At 42.6% G+C, this 21,284-nt stretch carries 17 protein-coding genes and 2 pseudogenes; 17 read left to right on the forward strand and 2 right to left on the reverse strand.

Features of this window, described 5'->3' with window-relative positions:
• Positions 1 to 265: 265 nt before the first annotated feature.
• The 11 genes from trpE to AC1DM9_RS07560 all read left to right on the forward strand — a co-directional run bounded on the left by trpE (position 266) and on the right by AC1DM9_RS07560 (position 11,491).
• A complete protein-coding gene (trpE, locus tag AC1DM9_RS07510; RefSeq protein WP_477551311.1) occupies positions 266 to 1,837 on the forward strand; it encodes an anthranilate synthase component I in 1,572 nt (523 codons plus the stop codon).
• Positions 1,837 to 2,889: an anthranilate phosphoribosyltransferase gene (trpD, locus tag AC1DM9_RS07515; protein WP_477579246.1), complete on the forward strand. Its 1,053-nt coding sequence runs from the start codon at positions 1,837 to 1,839 to the stop codon at positions 2,887 to 2,889. Before trpE ends, trpD begins: the two co-directional genes overlap by 1 nt.
• Positions 2,876 to 3,676, forward strand: a complete 801-nt coding sequence (gene trpC / locus AC1DM9_RS07520) for an indole-3-glycerol phosphate synthase TrpC (protein WP_477579248.1) — start codon at positions 2,876 to 2,878, stop codon at positions 3,674 to 3,676. Before trpD ends, trpC begins: the two co-directional genes overlap by 14 nt.
• Positions 3,673 to 4,350 (forward strand): phosphoribosylanthranilate isomerase, encoded by a 678-nt coding sequence (locus tag AC1DM9_RS07525; protein WP_477579250.1) that lies wholly within the window; start codon positions 3,673 to 3,675, stop codon positions 4,348 to 4,350. The genes trpC and AC1DM9_RS07525 overlap by 4 nt, the downstream gene beginning before the upstream one ends.
• Complete coding sequence (gene trpB / locus AC1DM9_RS07530) at positions 4,347 to 5,552, forward strand: tryptophan synthase subunit beta (protein WP_076271332.1); 1,206 nt, start codon at positions 4,347 to 4,349, stop codon at positions 5,550 to 5,552. The genes AC1DM9_RS07525 and trpB overlap by 4 nt, the downstream gene beginning before the upstream one ends.
• Positions 5,539 to 6,348 carry a tryptophan synthase subunit alpha gene (trpA, locus tag AC1DM9_RS07535; RefSeq protein ID WP_477579252.1) on the forward strand — a complete coding sequence of 270 codons (810 nt, stop codon included), beginning with the start codon at positions 5,539 to 5,541 and terminating at the stop codon, positions 6,346 to 6,348. The genes trpB and trpA overlap by 14 nt, the downstream gene beginning before the upstream one ends.
• 710 nt (positions 6,349 to 7,058) lie before the next feature.
• The gene (gene hisC, locus AC1DM9_RS07540) at positions 7,059 to 8,156 is read left to right on the forward strand and encodes a histidinol-phosphate transaminase (protein WP_441883411.1); all 1,098 of its coding nucleotides are present in this window, start codon (positions 7,059 to 7,061) and stop codon (positions 8,154 to 8,156) included.
• A 4-nt stretch (positions 8,157 to 8,160) separates the two neighbouring features.
• The gene (locus tag AC1DM9_RS07545) at positions 8,161 to 9,252 is read left to right on the forward strand and encodes a prephenate dehydrogenase (protein ID WP_477512460.1); all 1,092 of its coding nucleotides are present in this window, start codon (positions 8,161 to 8,163) and stop codon (positions 9,250 to 9,252) included.
• A 345-nt stretch (positions 9,253 to 9,597) separates the two neighbouring features.
• Positions 9,598 to 9,828: a hypothetical protein gene (locus AC1DM9_RS07550; protein ID WP_477579255.1), complete on the forward strand. Its 231-nt coding sequence runs from the start codon at positions 9,598 to 9,600 to the stop codon at positions 9,826 to 9,828.
• Between the two features lie 747 nt (positions 9,829 to 10,575).
• Positions 10,576 to 11,076: a hypothetical protein gene (locus AC1DM9_RS07555; RefSeq protein WP_477579257.1), complete on the forward strand. Its 501-nt coding sequence runs from the start codon at positions 10,576 to 10,578 to the stop codon at positions 11,074 to 11,076.
• Positions 11,077 to 11,188: 112 nt separating this feature from the next.
• Positions 11,189 to 11,491 carry a hypothetical protein gene (locus AC1DM9_RS07560; protein WP_477579259.1) on the forward strand — a complete coding sequence of 101 codons (303 nt, stop codon included), beginning with the start codon at positions 11,189 to 11,191 and terminating at the stop codon, positions 11,489 to 11,491.
• A gap of 456 nt (positions 11,492 to 11,947) precedes the next feature.
• On the opposite strand, the pseudogene AC1DM9_RS07565 reads toward AC1DM9_RS07560, so the two are convergent.
• Positions 11,948 to 13,213 (reverse strand): annotated as a pseudogene (locus AC1DM9_RS07565) (IS110 family RNA-guided transposase).
• 388 nt (positions 13,214 to 13,601) lie between these two features.
• Here AC1DM9_RS07565 and AC1DM9_RS07570 point away from each other — a divergent pair.
• Positions 13,602 to 14,435 (forward strand): hypothetical protein, encoded by an 834-nt coding sequence (locus AC1DM9_RS07570; protein WP_475442757.1) that lies wholly within the window; start codon positions 13,602 to 13,604, stop codon positions 14,433 to 14,435.
• 181 nt (positions 14,436 to 14,616) lie between these two features.
• Here the strand turns inward: AC1DM9_RS07570 and AC1DM9_RS07575 are convergent.
• A pseudogene (locus tag AC1DM9_RS07575) lies at positions 14,617 to 15,528 on the reverse strand (helix-turn-helix transcriptional regulator).
• A 99-nt stretch (positions 15,529 to 15,627) separates the two neighbouring features.
• Here AC1DM9_RS07575 and AC1DM9_RS07580 point away from each other — a divergent pair.
• From AC1DM9_RS07580 to AC1DM9_RS07600, 5 genes are all read left to right on the forward strand, one after another.
• The gene (locus AC1DM9_RS07580) at positions 15,628 to 16,569 is read left to right on the forward strand and encodes an alpha/beta fold hydrolase (RefSeq protein ID WP_477579261.1); all 942 of its coding nucleotides are present in this window, start codon (positions 15,628 to 15,630) and stop codon (positions 16,567 to 16,569) included.
• On the forward strand, positions 16,545 to 17,132 hold the full coding sequence (locus tag AC1DM9_RS07585; RefSeq protein WP_477579263.1) for a YdeI/OmpD-associated family protein: 588 nt from the start codon (positions 16,545 to 16,547) through the stop codon (positions 17,130 to 17,132). The genes AC1DM9_RS07580 and AC1DM9_RS07585 overlap by 25 nt, the downstream gene beginning before the upstream one ends.
• Before the next feature lie 226 nt (positions 17,133 to 17,358).
• A complete protein-coding gene (locus AC1DM9_RS07590; protein WP_477579265.1) occupies positions 17,359 to 17,502 on the forward strand; it encodes an alpha/beta fold hydrolase in 144 nt (47 codons plus the stop codon).
• Between the two features lie 1,182 nt (positions 17,503 to 18,684).
• Positions 18,685 to 20,454, forward strand: coding sequence for a sensor histidine kinase (locus AC1DM9_RS07595; protein WP_477579267.1), 1,770 nt, complete (start codon positions 18,685 to 18,687; stop codon positions 20,452 to 20,454).
• Between the two features lie 4 nt (positions 20,455 to 20,458).
• Positions 20,459 to 21,250 carry a response regulator transcription factor gene (locus AC1DM9_RS07600; RefSeq protein ID WP_477579269.1) on the forward strand — a complete coding sequence of 264 codons (792 nt, stop codon included), beginning with the start codon at positions 20,459 to 20,461 and terminating at the stop codon, positions 21,248 to 21,250.
• Positions 21,251 to 21,284: the final 34 nt, after the last annotated feature.

A 21,284-nucleotide genomic window follows, 5' to 3' on the forward strand; every position in this document is an offset into this window, starting at 1 on the left:
AGTTTTATGAGCTGAGTAGAGATGAGTCGAGATTAGTTGAGAGAAGCAGAGTTAGGCAATGAGAGATACGCGAGTTTGAGAAAAAGCTGAACGATCTTATGTGCAACGGCACACAGGATTGTAAAAGTGCTGCTTCAACGTATCTACACATGCGTCTTTTCCGCTTACACACTTCCGTCATCATCTAAACCAACGCTCCTGCTCTGGCAGGAGCTTTTTTTGTTTTTAATAATAGAATTTTCACTACTGAGGGAGGTTGTTCGGAATGTCAAATGAGCTGCAGCACGTCACCCGTCTTGCCAGTCAGTACAATTTAATTCCAATCGTTCGCTATATGATGGCGGACACTGAAACACCAATTCGACTATTCCAGCATTTTGCGAAAGAGGATCATGCTTTTCTGCTGGAGAGTGTCGAGGGTGGAGCGAAATGGGCGCGTTATTCGTTTATAGGAACGGACCCGTTCATGATGCTTTACGGTAAAAATGGTGAGATGGTGCTTGAGCATCACGGCGTGAAGCATGTGCTTAATGACAAGCCGATTGAGCTTCTAAAAGCTCATTTGCGTTCCTTCCGCAGCCCGTCGCTGCCAGAGCTTCCTCCCTTTACAGGCGGAGCAATCGGATTTTTCGGCTATGACCTACTGCAATATTATGAGAAGCTTCCTGCCCACCGCATCGACGACTTGAATATGAATGACATGCAGTTTATGTTTTGTGATCAAATCATTGTGTTTGACCACTTTAAGCAGCAGCTGCAAATCGTTGGAAATGTTCATATCGCCGAAGGCTCTACGGATGCGGAAATCGCGAAGAGCTATGCAGCGGCAGTTGCCAAAATTGAAGCAACCATAGAACGTTTGCAGCAGCCGGTGACCATTCCAGTAACGACTGGGCGCTCAATTGAAGTTGATTACGAGCTAGGTGATGTACAATCCAATGTGACGAAGGAGCAATTCATCGGAAACATTGAGAAGGCGAAGCAATACATTCGCGCAGGTGACATTTTCCAAGTCGTATTGTCACAGCGCTTTAGCATTGATACAGATGTTGATCCATTGCATGTATATCGCGTGCTCCGCATGATGAATCCTTCACCGTATATGTATTATTTGAAGATGGGCGAGGAAGTTATTGTCGGCGCTTCGCCGGAAGCCTTAGTGAAAGTAACGGGCGACCGTGTGGAGACAAGACCGATTGCCGGAACAAGGCCGCGCGGCAAGACGCCGGAAGAGGATAAGGCTTACGAGGTAGAACTGCTTGCGGACGAGAAAGAGCGCGCTGAGCATTTGATGCTGGTTGATCTTGGCCGCAATGACATCGGACGCGTATCGGAGTTTGGTTCGGTAACATGTGATTCGTTTATGGAAATTGAGCGTTACTCTCATGTCATGCATATTGTATCGAACGTTTCTGGCAAGCTGCACAAGGATAAAGACTTTTTTGACGCATTTGTCTCTTGTTTACCGGCAGGCACTGTATCTGGCGCACCTAAACTAAGAGCAATGGAAATCATTGCGGAGCTGGAGAATGAAGCGCGCGGTGCATACGCAGGAGCTATTGGATACTTGGGCTTTGGCGGTACAATGGATACTTGTATTACGATCCGCACCATTATTTTTAAGAACGGCAAAGCGTATGTACAAGCAGGAGCGGGAATCGTTTGGGATTCTGTTCCGGAGAGCGAATATTTGGAGACGGTCAACAAGGCGAAAGGCAGTCTTAAAGCCATTCGTGCGGCTGAAGCGATTTTTGCACAGCCAAAAAGTGCACCGGATTCCTTCAATTCCATTAACTCGGATTATTACGTCAGGGTCGGAGAGGGGATTGGTCAATAATGCAGGCAACCGAAGCGATAACGATGCAGCAAGCGCTGAACCAGCTTATTGGCGGCTCAAGTTTGACGAGGCAGCAAGCGGAAATGGTAATGAACATCATCATGAACGGCGAAGCAACAGCTGTTCAAATAGCCGGCGTCGTAACTGCGCTGCGGATGAAAGGCGAGACGAAGGACGAGATAACCGGGTTCGCTGAGGCGATGCGCGCGCATTCGAGCCATCTCCATACCGAACAAGAAGGTTTGCTCGATACATGTGGCACCGGAGGATCAGGTATTCATAAATTCAACATCTCGACAGCTTCCTCTATTATTGCTGCGGCGGCAGGCATCCGAGTTGCCAAGCATGGCAATCGCGCGATGTCTGGGAAAACGGGTAGTGCTGATGTGCTGGAGGCACTTGGCGTACAAATTACGATAACTCCTGAACAAGCCGCACAGTGCTTGGAGGATATCGGCATTTGCTTTATGTTTGCTCAGTTGTATCATCCATCGCTTCGCCATGCTGCTGCTCCGCGGCGTGAGCTTGGTATTCGAACAATCTTCAACATGCTTGGACCGCTCACAAATCCCGCTGGAGCAGATAGACAACTTCTTGGTTTCTACGATCGGAGCCGCACCTCTACGGTTGCCGAGGTGCTCGGTGAGCTTGGACTGAAACGTGCAATGGTTGTAAGCAGCCATGATGGGCTTGATGAAATCAGCATCTCTGCACCTACACAAATATCTGAGCTATTAAACGGTGTTGTGAAAACCTACGATGTTACGCCAGAGGAGCTTGGACTAACACGTTGGCCGATAGCGGATGTTATGGGTGGTGAGCCGGAAGTTAACGCAGCACTTATTCGTTCTATTTTCTCAGGCGAGCAGCGCGGGGCTTATCGTGATATCGTGCTTGCCAACGCAGGTGCATGTATATATGTAGGCGGGAAGGCACAATCGCTTCGCGAGGGTGCAGAGATTGCTGCCAAGGTGATCGATTCAGGCGAGGCGCAGCGGAAGCTCGTGAGTCTTATTCATACGACAGGAGAGTTGGCAAATGTTTCTGAATAAAATTGTAGCTACAAAACGAACTGAGGTTGAGGAGCTGGCGGCTCGCTTTGACCTTGCGCAAGTTGAGAAACAAATTTCGGAGATGGAAGCATGCCGCGGCTTTGAACATGCATTATCGGCAGCTGGCCGCAACAGAAGTATGGGACTGATTGCCGAGGTAAAGAAGGCGTCGCCATCAAAAGGGCTGATTCGTGCTGATTTTGAGCCAACTACGCTTGCTTCACAATATGAAGCAGCTGGTACGGATTGTATATCAGTGTTGACGGATCGTGATTATTTTCAAGGATCTAATGAATTTCTGCAGGCCGTGAAAAAAACGGTAAAGGTACCTCTATTAAGAAAAGATTTTACGATTGACCATCGTCAAATTTATGAGGCTCGCTTAATCGGAGCGGACGCAATCTTGCTCATCGCAGCTATTTTGACGCCAACGCAGCTAGGTGAGTATCATGATCTTGCGAAGTCGATTGGGATGGATGTCCTCGTAGAAGTGCACAACAAAGAAGAGCTGGAAGGCGTTCTGGAGCTGGACAAAGCAACGCTCATCGGCATAAATAACCGCGATTTGAAAACATTCGTTACCGATCTAAAAACGACCGAAGAGTTAATCGGACTTATGCCGAAAAATGTTACTGTCATTAGTGAGAGCGGAATTGCGGGTAATAGCGATATGGATTACTTAAAGTCAATCGGCGCTCATGGTGTATTGATTGGTGAATATTTTATGCGGCATGAGCAAGTAGGACAATCGGTTACTGATTTAATGGGTGCGGTAACCGTTCGATGAAGCAGCAGACGCGTATCAAAATTTGTGGTCTGATGGATGTGCAAACGATTCAGCAGATGGAAGGATTGCCTATTCACGAAATCGGCTTCATCTTTGCACCCAGCAAGCGATTGGTGGAAAAGTCGACTGCATCGCAGCTTATATCAGCGGCTGCGAAGTTAAAGGCAGCTGGCGGTGAGCGCCCGAGAACGGTTGGCGTATTCGTAAATGAAACCTTTGCTAATCTGCAAAATCTTTTGTTAGAAGCTCCTTTAGATGTGATTCAATTGCATGGCAATGAATCGGCAGCGTTTTGCCAAATGGTGCGTGAGCAGCTGAACGTTAAAGTATGGAAAGTATTTTCCATGAAGAAGGAAGCCGAGGGCAGCACGCCAATATCTGCTCTAGAGCGGTTAACGCCATACCGAGCAGCTGTTGATGCCGTACTGATAGACGCACCTGGCGGCGGCACGGGTCAAACCTTTGATTGGGACGCGATAAAAGAATATAAGCAAGCAGCTGAAGAGCTTGGCATTACTCTGTATGTAGCAGGTGGTCTGCATGAAGGAAATGTGCAAGAGCTGCTAAGGACATATGCGCCAAACGGGATAGATGTATCAAGCGGTGTTGAGACGGATGGACGGAAAGATATCGAGAAAATCCGATTATTTGTAAGAAGGGTGATGGAAGCATGACACAAGTACCAGATGAGAATGGACGCTTCGGCAAATTTGGCGGTAGATATGTACCAGAAACATTAATGACAGCATTATTAGAGCTAGAGGAAGCTTATCAGCATTATTCCAAGGACCAAGCGTTTCAAGACGAGGTTACTTACTTGTTGCATAAATACTCAGGTCGTCCGACTTCACTATACTATGCAGAACGACTTAGCGAGCATCTTGGCGGCGCAAAAATCTACTTAAAACGTGAAGACCTGAACCATACAGGTGCACATAAAATTAATAATACGATTGGTCAAGGCGTACTTGCCAAACGTATGGGTAAATCAAAAATCATTGCAGAAACAGGCGCAGGACAACATGGCGTTGCTTCTGCAACGATAGCTGCTTTGCTTGGTCTAGAATGCAAAGTATTTATGGGCGAGGAAGATATGAAGCGTCAGCAGCTTAATGTTTTCCGGATGCAGCTGCTTGGCTCTGAAGTTGTGCCAGTTCTATCAGGAACGAGAACACTTAAAGATGCATGTAACGAAACCCTTCGTTACTGGGTTAGCCATGTTGAAGATACGTATTACATTTTGGGTTCAGTTACAGGCCCGCATCCTTATCCGATGATGGTTCGTGATTTCCAGCGTATCATTGGCGACGAGGCTCGTAAGCAAATATTAACAGAAGAAGGCCGATTGCCGGATTATGTTGTAGCAGCTGTTGGCGGTGGAAGCAACGCAATGGGTATCTTCTATCCATTTATCAATGATGACAGCGTGAAGCTGCTTGGCGTTGAGGCTGCTGGCCGCGGTGTAGATACGATTGAGCATGCGGCAACAATGACCAAAGGACGTCACGGTGTATTCCAGGGCTCGATGAGCTATGTGCTGCAGGATGAGTATGGACAGGTTCAACCTGCGCATTCGATTTCAGCGGGACTTGATTATCCTGGTATTGGACCAGAGCATGCCTACTTGAAAGATTCCGGACGTGCTGAATACGTTCCTGTAACGGATGCCGAGGCGCTTGATGCGTTGCAGCTGCTATCGCGCACAGAAGGCATTATTCCAGCACTGGAATCAGCACATGCGATTGCTCAGACGATTAAGCTTGCGCCTACGCTTGATAAAGACAAAGTCGTCGTTGTCAGCTTATCCGGACGTGGAGATAAGGACGTAGAAGCAATTATGGGTTACTTGGGGGTAAATAAGCATGAATCTCATTGATACAGCATTTGCAAGGCTGAAGTCTGAAGGCAAAACGGCGCTAATTCCTTTTGTTACGATGGGTGATCCTGATCTAGCCACTTCGGTTGCTATCATCCAAACGCTCGAGAAGGCAGGCGCTGACATGATCGAGCTTGGCGTGCCGTATTCCGACCCGCTAGCAGATGGTCCTGTTATCCAGCGTGCATCTGAGCGAGCATTGCGCCATAACAGCATTACAATTAAGGATTGTATTGAAATAGCTGAGCAATCGCGTGAGGCCGGCGTTAAAATTCCATTCATATTGTTCACCTATTACAACCCGGTGTTTCAATATGGGCTTGAAGCGTTTTTCGAGCTTGTACAGAGCAAAGGCATCAGTGGTCTTATTATTCCTGACTTGCCAATCGAAGAAGATGAAGAGGTTAGGCAGCTTGCGGAAGCAGCTAATGTGCATCTTATTCCTCTTGTGGCACCGACATCCAAGGATCGGGTAACACGTATTTCACGCAAAGCAAAAGGATTTGTCTACTGCGTTTCATCACTTGGCGTAACAGGTGTGAGAGCTGATTTTCATACGGGTATTGATGAATTCCTCTCGATGGTACGCGAAGCGACCGATTTGCCAATCGCGGTAGGCTTTGGCATTTCAAGCCGTGAGCAGGTTGCTCGCTTTGAAAAGCAATGTGACGGCGTGATCGTGGGCAGTGCAATTGTGCGTACGATAGAAGATGCCATTCCACTGCTGATTGATGCTGATACGCGTGAAGCGGGACTTAAGCAAATCGACGATTTTGTTGCTCAGCTTAAAGGGTAAGCAGACTATTTTAGATAAAGGAAGTTATACGCTGCGGAATTGGGTTGTAATTGACATAGGATATTAATATTAGCGGAAAGCTCCCTAGACTTGGTCTAGGAGAGCTTTTTTTGCTTTATGGGGAAAAGAGGGGGGATTTGTAGCAGGGAGCTGTTTTGGAGGGATTTCGGTACGGTGATTCGGGGGTGGAGAGGACGGATGGTAAAGCACAAGCTGTTGATTTGAAAAGTAACTTTTGAAGCTAGCTTACGGACATAGGATCCGTTATTTTAGAATAATTGGCTAATATTATTATTTAACGGACATAGAATCCGCTATTTTGTCTAAAAGGCGTTCAATTGTATCGTATTTTTAGAAATAAGGGATCCTATGTCCGTTATATCGAGAAAAAGCATGATTATCATCAAATAAGGGATCTGATGTCCGTTATTTAAATGAAGAAATTAAATAGACGGTTTCAAGCGATGGTTTAGAACTGTTTTTGGCATGGAAGCGGATGTCCTTCACTTCATTTTTTATACAGAAACTGAACCATTGATTAAAAAAAGACCCTTTTGCATCATAAGTTCATTAAACATATATCACAATTTCGATATAATCTTGCGCAATAGACCAATCTTGTGTTAAAAAAACTTTAAAACCTAACACAGATATGAGACAATGGATGTCGAGTAATGAGACTAGTCAATTATAAAAGAGGTGAACGGCTCATGCAGCCCAAAAGTAATATCGTCCACCTTCCCGTCTATCAACCCGGAAAGCCGGTTGAAGATGTTAAGAGGGAGCTAGGGTTAAAAGAAGTCATCAAACTTGCATCTAATGAAAATCCGTTTGGCTGTTCTGAACAAGTTAAAGCAGCAGTCATTGAAGAATTAGGCAATTTTAATATTTATCCAGATGGTGCGAGCGTTGAACTAACGGCTGCACTTGCGGAAGAGCTTGGCGTAGATACGAATCAAATTATTTTTGGCACGGGCTCCAGTGAAATTATTCTTATGATTAATAGAGCGTTTATCGTTCCTGGCGACGAAACGATTATGGCGGACGAAACTTTCCCGCAATACAAGCATAATGCAGAAATTGAGAATGCAACGATCATAGAGGTTCCTCTAAAAGAAGGCAAACATGATTTGCCTGCAATGCTGTCTAAGATTACTGAGCGAACTAAAATCATTTGGATTTGCAATCCGAACAACCCAACGGGTACTATTGTCACACTGCCTGAGCTTTCTGAGTTTTTGCAGCAGGTGCCAACGAACGTGCTTGTTGTACTTGATGAAGCCTACGGGGAATACATCGATGACCCGCAGTTTCCAGACGGAATACAATTGCTGCGCGAGCACCGCAATTTAATCGTGCTGAGAACTTTTTCGAAAATTTTTGGCCTAGCTGCATTACGGATTGGTTATGGCGTTGGGCATCCTGATGTCATTCGTTATACTAATCAGGTACGTGAACCATTCAACACATCGCGAGCGGCACAAGCTGCAGCGAAAGCAGCACTTGCTGACAAAGCATTTATTGAATATTGTCGTGACCAAAATAAACAAGGTCTTGCTTATTTGTCGGAGCAATTTGATCGCCTTGGCTTATCTTACTTCCCTGCATACGGCAACTTCGTAATGGTAGATGTGAAGCGTCCATCACCTGAAGTATTCGACGGTTTGCTGCGCAGAGGAATTATTTCAAGACCGCGCTGGACTTACTACCCGAATCATATTCGGATTACAGTTGGTACAAGTGAGCAAAATGAAAAATTCATTACAGCACTAGAACAGGTTTTGCAAGAATCGGCGGTGCAAGGATAAAGTTATGACGACTGTAGCGATTTTTGGAGTAGGGCTGATCGGTGGTTCGATCGCCCTTTGTTTTAAAGGAAAACCAAATATTACAGTAATCGGACATTCAAACCGCCCCTCGCAGGTAGAGAAGTACATGCAGCGGGGTGTGGTTGATTTTGCAACGACTTCAATGCAAGAAGCGGCCGAGCAAGCAGATTTTATATTCGTTTGTGTACCGGTCGGCAACATTGAGGAGTATATCGAGAAGCTCAGTGCGTTTAAATTAAAACCCGGCTGTATCATCACAGATGCTGGGAGCACGAAGGCTTCTGTTATGGCATGTGCAAAATCACTTGATTTTGGTCAAGCTACTTTTATTGGCGGGCATCCGATGGCTGGCTCTGAGCGTACAGGAGTTGAAGCGGCTTCATCGCATCTATACGAGAACGCCTTCTATGTGCTGACTCCTGATGAGAATACGCCTGAGGAAGCAGTGGAGCGTCTAGTTGATTTACTCAGCCATACGAAAGCGAATATCGTAAAAGTTGATGCGAAAGAGCACGATGAGATAGCAGGCGCGATAAGCCATTTGCCGCATATCATTGCCGTGTCGCTTGTGAATCAGGTTCGCGGATATAACGAAAATAATATGCTATATGAATCATTAGCAGCAGGGGGCTTCCGCGATATTACACGGATAGCATCAAGCGATTCGATTATTTGGCGTGATATATTAATTAATAATCGCAAGGTTTTGCTTGAGCTGCTGCGCGATTGGAGCAAGGAAACGGATAAATTTGTGTCCATGCTGGAGAGTTCAGATGGGGATGCGATTGCTGAAGCTTTTGAAACAGCAGGTCAATTCCGCAGCAAAATGCCTGAGCGCCGCAAAGGCATGATCCATTCTGCATTTGACTGTTATGTCGATATTCCAGATCATCCTGGTATTATCGGTAAAATCACAAGTGAGCTTGGGAACAGCCTTATCAACCTGAGCAATATTCATATTATTGAGAGCAGAGAAGACGTGCCGGGCGTTCTAAGACTTTCATTCCGAAGCCAAGAGTATTTGGATCAGGCTGTTATCGTACTTACTGCAAAAGGCTATGACGTACACCTTTAATCGGGTGTTCGTCATTTTTGATTAAAAAAAGCGTTTACAATTTATTTCGAACAAAATGAAAACGCTTATTGACAAAATGGAAGCGTATACATATAATAAAGGTACAGTATGGTTTCTCTCCACTCCTATCCAAATCATATAGTGCTCATCATGAGTACGGACCACCCTTCGGGGTGGTTTTTTTTTGTTTATAAGGTGACCAATCTGATAATGGCTGCGGTATAAGGATCTATCTAGTTGAACCTTAATATGAACGGGCAGGTTAGCATGGTGCTTGGTGGGTTACATGATTTTCATAAATGTGGTAGAATATTCCATGTAAACCGAATTGAAAGGGGACTTGGAATGAGCACAAACAAGATCCATGAAACCCAGCCCGAAAAGGAACATTTGCACAGTAACTATAATTATTTAGATGAGAACCTTCGCTCTATTCAAAGTATTGAGGGTGGAGGACCAATGAAAAAAATAGATTTAAATTCAATGCCGCGTCCTCTAAAGATCTTCGGCTACTTTGTATTTTCAATTTTAGTGTTAATGGTTGCGGTAGCAGTCTTGATTAGTTTTATTCGTTAAATTTAACAACATCACCACGCTGCTCAACTAACGGAGAACGTTAGGTAATAGCACACAACGATGAGCAGGCACTGCGGTAGCCTGCTCGTTTTATTAATCTAACGGGCAGTTATGCGAAACAAAATAAAATTCGTCTTCGTAATTAGAAGGAAGTATGCTGAGTACAGCGACTCTTATGACGTTATCCAGGAGGCATTTCTCATATTCCAAAAAATCAGAAACCTATTCAAGACTCGACGACTTAAACACCAATTAAAATTACTCAAACCAATACATGTCATTTTGCATGAAAATAAAGAAGTCTTTGAAGATCATTGGCAAGCAAGAACAGAAGCTTATGAATCGCTACCAGAAGAAGATATTCAAAGTATTTTAGTCTATACTCAAAAGAAACTAAATGAAATATCAAATTATTTGAATACCATTAAGTTCAATAAACGGTCAAAGGATGTTTTATTCTTCTTTACGGACTATGTAGATCATTTATTGAAATATCACAAAAATAAATTTGATATGAGGTATCACCTACAATACATGTATTTATATAGTGAATTATTATTAGGATCGCAAAGGTATATAGCGATTAAGAATAATTTAAGAGAAATTGAAGGGGGTTCGAGGAAGACGATTCATTAAGCTAACGGGCAGTTTAGTTTAATAAGGCTTGTAAAAATCGTGTGCCTTGAAGGGATTATTTATTTACAACTATAATGTTACAGATACACTAAATTCTGAGGAAGTGGTTATATGAGTTATGATCTTCATATTACTAAGGCAGAGCATTGGATATATAGCGAAAAAAATCCTATAACAAATAAAGACCTTGAGAAGGTGTCTGATCTCTTAGACACATATAAGGGAGTACCTTTTCTATATCAAGGCGGTAGGCTTATTTTAAGTGGTGCTGACGAAAGGGGAATTGGGCTTATGATAGAAATTGCAAATAGAATAGATGCTCGGGTTCAAGGAGATGAGGGAGAATACTACAACAACGACGAAAATAAATATTCGCAACCTCCTGAATACCTAAAGCAGGATTTAAATGAGCCTGAAGTCGATATTCCTGATGAGCAAAAACGATTTGTTGAATCTCTTGGTGTCAATGATGAGATTCAACATCCTAAGTATGGTACAGGTAAAATTATAGAAGTAATAGATGAAGGAATGGATACAGAGTTTGTAGTAAAGTTTACTGATAGAGAAAAGACAAGACGATTACTAGCTTATTACGCACCAATAAGCTTCTAAATGATCTTATTTCATTAAGCTCCCTTGGTACGATATTTGTTAAAAATAAGTTGTATTTAAAGTCAACACAATTTTCTGAAAGTAGAATACCGAACTTGAGGAGAGGATTTAAGTGAATGATGAATCAGCTAAAAGTAAGGTCATTCCAATCCTCAAAGACATGCTAGATGAAAAGAAGCATGTTATTCTCGGTTGCATCGAACTGAGTGCCTTGTGGCATGAAGGCCATGATTTCATCGACTATGATTTTCTTGAGCATTACGACAATATGCAGCATATACCTATGCCCGATCAATACCATTTGTGGAATCAAGAGGTTTTAAAGGATCGGATAAAAGATCTAGAAATATATAAATCAAAGGTATTGCGAGATGTCAAAACATTTCTAGACAAATTACTTACCGATGGGAAATAGAGGACGTTATTCAACTAACGGGAAACGATAGTTGAATAATACACATGAATGAGCAGGCTCTGCGATGGTCTGCTCATTTTATTAAGCTCTCTCGAAATGATTCAGTTTCCTCACTCTGACTCATGAATTCGCAGGATTTCATCCTTTAGTTCGTATTAAGAATAGGATGAAGGTGGGACCGGTAGCTGAGAGATGAGGAGATGGGCAGGCGGAAATAAGGGTGAATACTCATCACCCATATTGTTCCATATGTGCACGTCTCCACTCTACCCTAGCGATTCTCGCTCCCATGTCTCAACTGGTCATAGCCCTTTCATTCCTTCGTCACATCTAAACTAAGGGGTGGAGGTCGGTCTTTCTAACGGAACGGGTCCGAGCCCTTTTGCGTAACATCTCCCGATACTCCGTGCTTCTTGTCATCCTGCGAATGCTTGAGCTGGTGAGGCCTGACTGATCTTAGGCTGCTTGTGGGAAAACTCTAGTTGAATCGTAAGCCTCGCTGCTTTTTGCCAGGCTGACCAGTAGCCGCGCTACTTTACTACATAGTTTCATGAAGGATTTCATTTTCTTCAGGTTCTTTATTTCCACATTGTAACGGTGCAAAGCCCGAATTTCCGGGTTCGTCATGACCATACACATCGTCATGAGATAGAGAAAATGACGCAGACGTGGCCGACCTCGTTTGCTAAGCACTATCTTTCCTCTCCACTTCCCGGAACTGGCCTCAGCTAGATTCAACCCAGCGTGCCGCAGTAGAGCATTTCCATGCGAATAGCCACTTAGATCACCAGCCTCACCGAGTATACCAGCTAGACTCGTAGCACTGACACCTCGTATTTCAAGCAGCTTCTGTGCGTATGGAATGCGTTCAAGAATGAGATGGAGCTCGCGCTCAATCTGTTCAAGTTGGCACTGGGCTAGGTCATATTCTTCAAGCAATTGCCCCAGATGAAGCTTGTAAGCCTTGAGTGCTTGGGTAGTACCAACACTTGATTTTGCTAGTGATATGAGGAGCTCAGCGCGTTTAACTCCAGCATGACGCTTTACATATTTCTTCCAACCGTCGAGGACCTGGTCCGTGCTTAACCGACTGAGTTCGCTTGGCAAAGGGAAGAGTCTGAGTGTTGCAATTGCACTGGTGCTGGTAAGGATTTTAAAGACCTGACGTAGCTCAGGAAAAACAATGTCTACCCAGCGATGAATCTGATTGACCGCACTGTTGTGGCGCTTGGTAACCGTCTCTCGATTTGCCATGAGAATGCGTAGTTCCTCATATGCTTCCGGATGAAAACGAACAGGGGAGTAGTACCCGTTCTTGATCATATCTGCAATGACAAGGGCGTCCTTACGATCGCTTTTAGACGGTGAATTGTCCCGGTTTTCTTTGTTCTTTTTGACGAGATGAGGATTAACCAGAACAGCTTCAATGCCTTGAGTGGCAAGCCAACGTGCAAGGCTGAACTAGTAGTGGCCGGTTGGTTCCATTCCAACAATGACGCTACTCAGCTTGTAGGATTTGAGCAGATCTTGAATCCTACGTTCAAATAGCTTGAACCCTTCACGATCGTTACCAAACTCAAGCGGAGTACCCAGAGCAATGCCGCGAAAGCTGACCGCGCGGGCCACATGAACTTCCTGGGCGATATCTACGCCGACGACTAGGTGAGAAACGGTAATGTTTTCAATGAGTTGATTTTGCTTGTCCTGTGATATAAACTTCATAGAAGAGCGACCTCCTGATGGGCTTTTTGAGGCTTTTGACCTCGTGCGTAACTCCATCGTACAGAGGCGCTCGTTTTTATTCAAACTCCAAATTATTCGTTTTACAGGAATTCTAACGGGTAACGATAGTTGAATCACTGACAACCAGGCTGCCGATTACTTCGGTGGTCTTTTGTGCTTGTCATGAAAGCTTGGTCATAGCCTTTGAATCGGGTATAAAATGTTGGCAATTATGCACCGCGGCGCATTTTTCGCCGATAGCCCCGTTAAGCCGAGAAGTACCCTAAGTGACATTGAAGAGTTAGGATGTTGGGCACTGGTTCCAGTTTTTTATGTGATACAATAAGTAGAAAGGATAGAAATTGGCAATTAGGAACGGAGGGAAAGCTTGCTTAAGTGGAATAGCGATGTATGGGGAAAGCTAGATGGGCCGTACGGTTCTGCAGAGAACGTACCTGTGTTATTGCAGCAGCTAATGCGACAATATAATCAGGAGGTTTTTGACGAACTCTTTCAGGAGTATTTGTTCCATCAAAATACGATATATACGGCTACATACGCGGCGATGCCGTATTTGGCACAGCTAGCATGCTCCACATCGGATGTGGAAGTGCGTAAAGAACTGTTTCTCAATTGCGGTATCATCGAGGCAAGCTCCGATGGGCGAGATGAGGCGCCATTCCCAGCATCTTGGGCTGAACTAGCTGAGGATGTAGGCAGCTCCGTTTGTACGGAATTGTATCGTGAATATGTAGAAGCAATTGGCAAGCTCAGGGCGCTTACAAAGGAAGTATTTGCCTATACAGCCCAACATTCCATAGATGGGATGGAGAAGCGTTACATTCTTGTTGCGGACGCTGCTTATCGGGGCTCATATATCACTGCCAACATGTTGTTGACGTTTAGTAACGGTGATGAGTATGTGGCCGTGTGTTCGGCCTGCGAGGAAGATGTGTTCATATGGCCTAATGAAAATCATGCAGGAATTCTTCAAGCCTATGAACATGATCCCGTTTTTCACACTGGCCAGGAATCACAACTAATCGTTCCGGCAGCGTCATTTGCAGAGGAAGAAGTACGCGCACTAGCGGAGCGGGCGGCTGCTATCGGAGAGCAAACATTGGCTGGGCAAATGCATTACTTAGCGGGGGAAACCACATGTCCGTCTTGCCGTGAAAGAATGTCGGTATGGCCGTCTTTACTTAGCACATTTACAATGTAGAGCACAAGTTAAGATGACGGCGATAAAAGAATATTGTTTACGTTAACCAATTGGATTTCTAGGAGCTGTCACGCCGTGACAAGCTCCTTCTTATTTTTCGCCGATCGACCCGTTAAGCTGAACCTTACCATAAGTGACGGCGAAAAGTTGAGTTGAAGTTGAAGCTTTAATGCTAAATCTATCAGGAATAGTTCTCCATCATTTGATATAAATAATTTCGAAAGTCTTCAATATAGGTTTTGGGCTCTACAACTTTTAGATGAGTGCCGAAGCTTGCTAAAAGTTGAAATCCCATACGATTTTGTGGGACATAAATGGTTGCTAATAAAAATCCAGAACTATGGTCTTCAATACTTCTTCGACCATACCTTTCGATGATTTGATCTTTTATGCTAGGCGATATCCATGCCTTAATCGTGACGAATTCAGGTAGATAATTTGCTTCCTGTACTTGCTCTGACCAATCGTCTCTAGGATGAAACGCGCGTTCATCCATAGTAATATGATCGATCCGAGATAACTTGAAAGTTCGATTTCCCTGTCGATGTAAACAGAATCCTTTCAAATACCAACTCGATTCGCTAAAATGCAGCTCATAGGGCTCGACCATTCTATTCGTTACAGCCCCGTCCTTATCTGTATAATCAAACGAAACCAGCCTCTTTTTTGAAATGGATTCTTGACATGTCTTTAAGGTTTAAAGAATCTCGGATCGACCTTCCCAATCATAAAACGACAGTTGAATGGAACGATTTAGAGACAATGGACTAACCATTGCCTCTATTTTTTTTATCGTTCTTTCAACTTCTTCAGTACGGAGGATTTGTTCCAATCCACCGAGCGCAGTTAATATATTCTGTAAATCGGAGCTGCTTAAAAGGCGTTTATCAACCTTGTATTCATCCATTATGCCGTAGCCCCCTTTGACCCCATTGACAGAGTAGATCGGGATGTTCGATAAGCTCAATGTTTCCATATCGCGAAGGATCGTTCTTTTGGAGACATTGAATAGTTGTGAGAATTCCGTTGTAGAAACAACCTCTTTTTTCAGCAATATCATGATAATCGAAATGAGTCTCTCCACTTTGTCCATAATTGCCCTCTTTTTTTACATGATTTCAGAATGGTGACACCTTGATGTCACCTTTTATCCATTATACTACAAGTATCACAAGAAGGAGGTTTTAATTCAATGTTTAATCCTACCGATTTTCCCAAGCCCACCCTTATTTCAGCCAACGGTGTGGAACTCGAAGTGTTTGAAGCAGGCCGAGAAAACGCAGGAAAACCTATTGTACTCTGCCACGGCTGGCCAGAGCATGCCTTTTCTTGGCGCCATCAGATGGACGCACTTGCCGCAGCGGGCTACCATGTCATCGTCCCCAACCAGCGGGGTTACGGCAACTCATCCCGTCCGACCGAAGTATCAGACTATGACATTGAACACTTGTCGAGTGATCTCATCGCGCTTCTCGATCACTATGGATACGAGGACGCTACCTTTGTCGGTCATGACTGGGGTGCATTCGTCGTTTGGGGACTGACCTTGTTGCATCCAAACCGCGTCAATAAAGTGATAAATCTGAGCTTGCCTTACCAAGAGCGCGGAGAAAAACCCTGGATCGAGTTCATGGAAGAAATACTTGGCGGCGATTTCTATTTCGTCCACTTCAATCGACAGCCAGGCGTCGCGGACGCCGTATTCGAAGACAATACATACAGGTTCCTTCGCAACCTGTACCGAAAGAACGAGCCTCTCAGAGCACCTGAGCCAGGTATGGCGTTGATCAATCTCGCCAGAGCAGAAACACCGCTCGGTGAGCCCGTATTGAACGAAAGCGAGCTGGCCGTTTACGTCTCCGCTTTTGAAACATCAGGGTTCACGGGCAGCATAAATTGGTACAGGAACCTTGACCGCAACTGGCGCTTATTGGCGAAAGTGAACCCAATCATCCAGCAGCCGACCCTCATGATCTACGGCGACCGGGATGTGGTTGCGAAGTCTGAAAACCTGACAAAGTTCGTGCCCAATGTGGAAGTGGTCAATCTGGATTGCGGTCATTGGATCCAGGAAGAAAAGCCGGAAGAAACAAACCAAGCGATTTTAAAATGGCTGGAACAATGGGAGATGTAGTTTTTTTCAACAACCAAGAAGAGTTTAACGATTGGTTAGAAGAACATCATGCTGAAGCTAGTGAAATTTGGGTGGGCTATTTTGGGATAAGTACAGGGCGTGCAAGTCTTACTTGGTCTGCATCAGTAGATGCCGCTCTTTGTTTTGGGTGGATTGACGGTATACGAAAAACCATTGATAAACAAAGCTATAAGATTCGCTTTACTCCGCGCAAAGTAAATAGTGTATGGAGTGCTGTGAACGTAAAGAAGGTAAAAGCACTAATACAGCTTGGAAAGATGAGACCAGAAGGAATGCACGTCTTTAACAACAGAACCGATTCACAAGGCTATTCCTCTGAACAAAGAAACGTGGAACTTGCCAAAGAATATGAAGAACAAATCAAGGCAAATCAAACAGCCTGGCTATTCTTCACTAATTTATCACCATCCTATAAAAGAGATTCTATCTGGTGGGTAATGAGCGCCAAGAAAGAAGAAACACGATTAAGAAGGCTTGGAATATTGATCGCTTCATCTGAAGAAGGGCTAAAATTTCAACATTGCAAAAATATTACAGAATAAGGAAATATAAATAACAAAAGAATCGTTAAAAGGATTTTTGGTACTGCATAAATCTGGGTCTATTGTTTCCCTGATCTTTAAGAGAGAGGAGCTACTGTATTTCTCAATCATTTAGAGTTTAATTCTCATTAAAAGTCAGAACGTTTTAAATGCGAGGCATTAATCAAATCGCTAAATGAAGAAGGGATGAAACAGCTCATCCAAAATCGCAACCCCCTTCATTTTTATGGTACAGCCGACTCTCATGATCTATGGTGATCGGGATACGGTCCAGAAGTCTGAAAACCTGACAAAGTTCGTGCCTAATGCGGAAGTGGTCAATCTGGATTGCGGTCATTGGATCCAGCAAGAAAAGCCGGAACTATTATGATGAAGAAATAGTGGTTTTGAATGCAGTTGAAAGCGGCACGGTTGGCATCAGGCACGGTATGAAAGTACGTTACTCTAAAAGCTACAGGTTCAGGACATGACTCGCCACTCCTATCTATACATTTGTGCTCATATTGAGTGCGAGCCACCTTTCAAGGTGGCTATTTTTTATTGCTCATTAAGTGACCTATTGCAAAATGCTAAGGTTTAAGGATCCATATTGCTGAACCATAGTACGAATGGGAAGTTTATCGTAACAAGCCATTCTTTTGTTTTATTTGTCAAAGGGGTGTTTAATATCTCGGACACTTATAAAGTGATTATAGATGGGGTGTAAGAATGAGCGACTGGGCTTCATTAGAAGATAAAGAGTTGGTCATAGTGTAGGCAAGAATATATAAGGACTCTCATTTTAAACCCAGCACTAAAATATTTCCCTCGTACAGTACGCCTAACCCGTACATTAAATACGAAGCCTCCATGAATAATCCCTAGCGATATCTGCATTAATCATGGTGACAGTCAGATTGATGCTGGCAGCCATCGTTGCTATTAAAGCTGACAGTCCTCCTCGAAGTCTCTAATTAGTTCTGCGACTGGACTACGGATTCCGATCATTTGTTGATCAACTGTTCAGCAGCATATCATTATAAAGACATTCATATTTGAATCATCTATCGCGACTATTATTTTTTGGAAGCTGTTACGCTGAAAACCAAAGACAAATCATCCTAATCTGTAAACTGTACCTAAATCAGTACTAACTATAAAGATCAAGTTAAAGCTTTTACCTCAAAAACTTTTGTTGTAAAAGGCTACTGAAAAAATCGAAATCCCATGGTATAGATTCATATACGAATGGGATTTCTTTTTTTTTTTTTTGCACATTTAAATATTTTTATATGGACGAAAGAAGAAGCTCGGCAGTACGGTAAGGTGAAAAGAAAATGCTAACATGGGAGTCTTTTATTGAGTTGAATCTGTTAAATATCTCCCAAAAAATATGCTACATTTGCCGTAAAATAATTATATACATTATAAACATAATACTTTATGGTTCAAAGGTGGGATGCGGCGAGAGCTCGAAATAAGATGCACATAGGACTTTTGTGTTGGCTATAGACTATTGTTGGCGTTGTAACTTGTTTCAATCTACTAAAAGGATAATTTAGGAGGGAATTCATTGGCTAGATATTCATTAAAGCAGGTATTAAAGAAAATAATCCCTTCATCATTAAAATACAAGCTTTTTGTTGCTTATTTGGTATTGCTTGTGATTCCTCTTTCATCCATAAACCTATATAACTTCTATGCCGCAGAAGAAAAAATGTGGTTGAAAAACAGCGAACAAAGCCAGAATTCATTGGAATTGATGCGCCAGGAATTAGAAGATTATATGAGTATTGCAGCAAAATCGATGATTTTAATTGAACAAAATCCAACTGTAGAAGAAAAATTGAAGCATCCTGATCAATATAGTTTTCTTGAAAGGAGGAACGAAATCGAAGCCCTTCTAAATGGATTAACAGTTAGCTTATTTCTTTCGGCTCCTCCGGTATTTTACTCGATCTACAATTTAAAGGAGGATGTTTTTTTAACGTATAGTCCATTGAAGAACGATAATCAAGCAATAACAATGAAGATGATGTACTCGAAAATGCTATCCAATCATGAAACTCACAGATGGTTAAGAGAGACTGCTTATATGAGTCGGGATTATACGACAAGTTCTGATGTTTTGTCCCTATACGGCATTATTAAGGACGAATTATTAAAACCCTATGCTTTTGTACGAATCAGCATAGATTACTTGAAATGGATGGAAAAAACGAAGAAAAGGTCGTCGAAAAACGAAAATTATATGATTTTGGACAATAACGGGGAGATTATATCAACGACCGGAAGCAAAGACAAAGTTAGTGGAGAACAGTTAATTAAACAAATAAACAGTAACAGTTCTACAAGCATTTCGGATAATCATTTTGCTTATTATTACAGCTATGTTCCTACACTGGAATGGTATTTAGTTCGTATCGTACCACTCGATATATTGTTCGCTGAAACTAATCAATTAAAAAGCTCATTTTTCTGGACGTTCTCAATATTGACCGTATTGTTTAGTTTGGTTACTTTCATTATTTCATCCAATATAAGCCGACCGCTGCGGGAATTACAGGGGAAGATGAGGGTGTTAACGAAAACGAATCTAAAAGCTCGTCTCGATGAAAGGCGATTTGACGGAGAAATACTAACCCTTGCGCGAACTTTTAACTCTATGGGAGCAGATATTGAAGGTTTGATTTCCAAACTGAAGACGGAGGAAAGGCAAAAGGAAGCAGTCCGATTCCAAGTACTTCTTTCACAGATGAATCCTCACTTCTTGTTAAATACTCTAAATACTATAAAAAGTATGTCTGTTATTCCTGAGGAGAGGCATAAGGTTCATGAGGTTTGCATCGCATTGGGAAGAATTCTCGAGACAAGTCTGAATACCGATGTCGATATGATTCACTTTGAAGTAGAAATGCATATGATTCGAGCATATCTTATGATTCATCAACAACGATTTGAGAGCCACATTGAAATTAAGTATAAATTTGAGTCCAATCTCAACCATACTCTTGTACCGAAATTTAGCATCCAACCGCTTGTGGAAAATGCAATAACTCATGCTTTTTATTCTATTCCAAACCCAGTTATTATCATACAGGCCAGAAAACAGGACCATAATCTAATAATAGAAGTAACCGATAACGGAATTGGCTTGAAGAAGGCCAAAACATTCCAATCACTAACGCGGCGTAAAGGGATTAGTCTCAACAATATAAAAGAACGATTGCAGCTTTTATTTAAGGAGCAAGCCAAGTTATCGATTATATCTTCAGAGCAAGGCACGACCGTTCAATTAACAATTCCTTTTTTGTTATCTGAACCTTATCAAAAAGGAGATTAAAGCCATGTGGAAAACACTACTTGTTGAAGATGAGAAACATTCCTTAAGTTATTTGAGAAACATTATTTCATGGGAAGAAGAGGGTTTTGTGATTGTCGGAGAATGCAAGAATGGATTAAGCGCATTTGAGTTTATTAAAGAGCATCAACCTGATTTAATTGTATGCGACATTATGATGCCGGTAATGGATGGGATAACACTTTTGAAAACGGTCCGAAATGCGGGTTACGAAAGCCGATTTATTATGCTTACTTGCATTAATGAATTCGAGTACGCGCAACAAGCAATTGAACATGGGGCGTCGGGGTATATTTTGAAGTTATCACTAGAGCGTGAGAAGATGCAATCTATTTTAAAAAAATTGAATAAAGAGTTGCAACAAATGAGGAAATTGACAATGATCGAGAAGCTGTTACCCGAAATCAAAAACAATATTACCGACCATAATTATACCGATCACCCTGAAATCAATAAAATCATGAACTATATATATAAAAATTATAAAGAGCAAATTACGCTAAAAGAAATGTCTGCCTACATTAATATGAATCAGAGTTATGTAAGTGAATTGTTTAGTAAAAAGACAGGACATTCACTTATATCATTTGTCCAAAGGGTGAGAATAGAAAAGTCGATATCCTATTTAAGTGAAACTGATTTGCCTATTTCACATATTTCGGAGTCATGCGGTTTTATAACTGTAAACTACTACATTCGTATTTTCAAAAGAATGATGGGTAAAACCCCGAGCGAATTTCGTAAATCCACAATTATTCCTTTTAGATCAAATAATTAATTCACAAAATATGTGCAATAGTTAACGAAATCTG

It is taken from the genome of Paenibacillus sp. 01T431 (genome assembly GCF_056398625.1).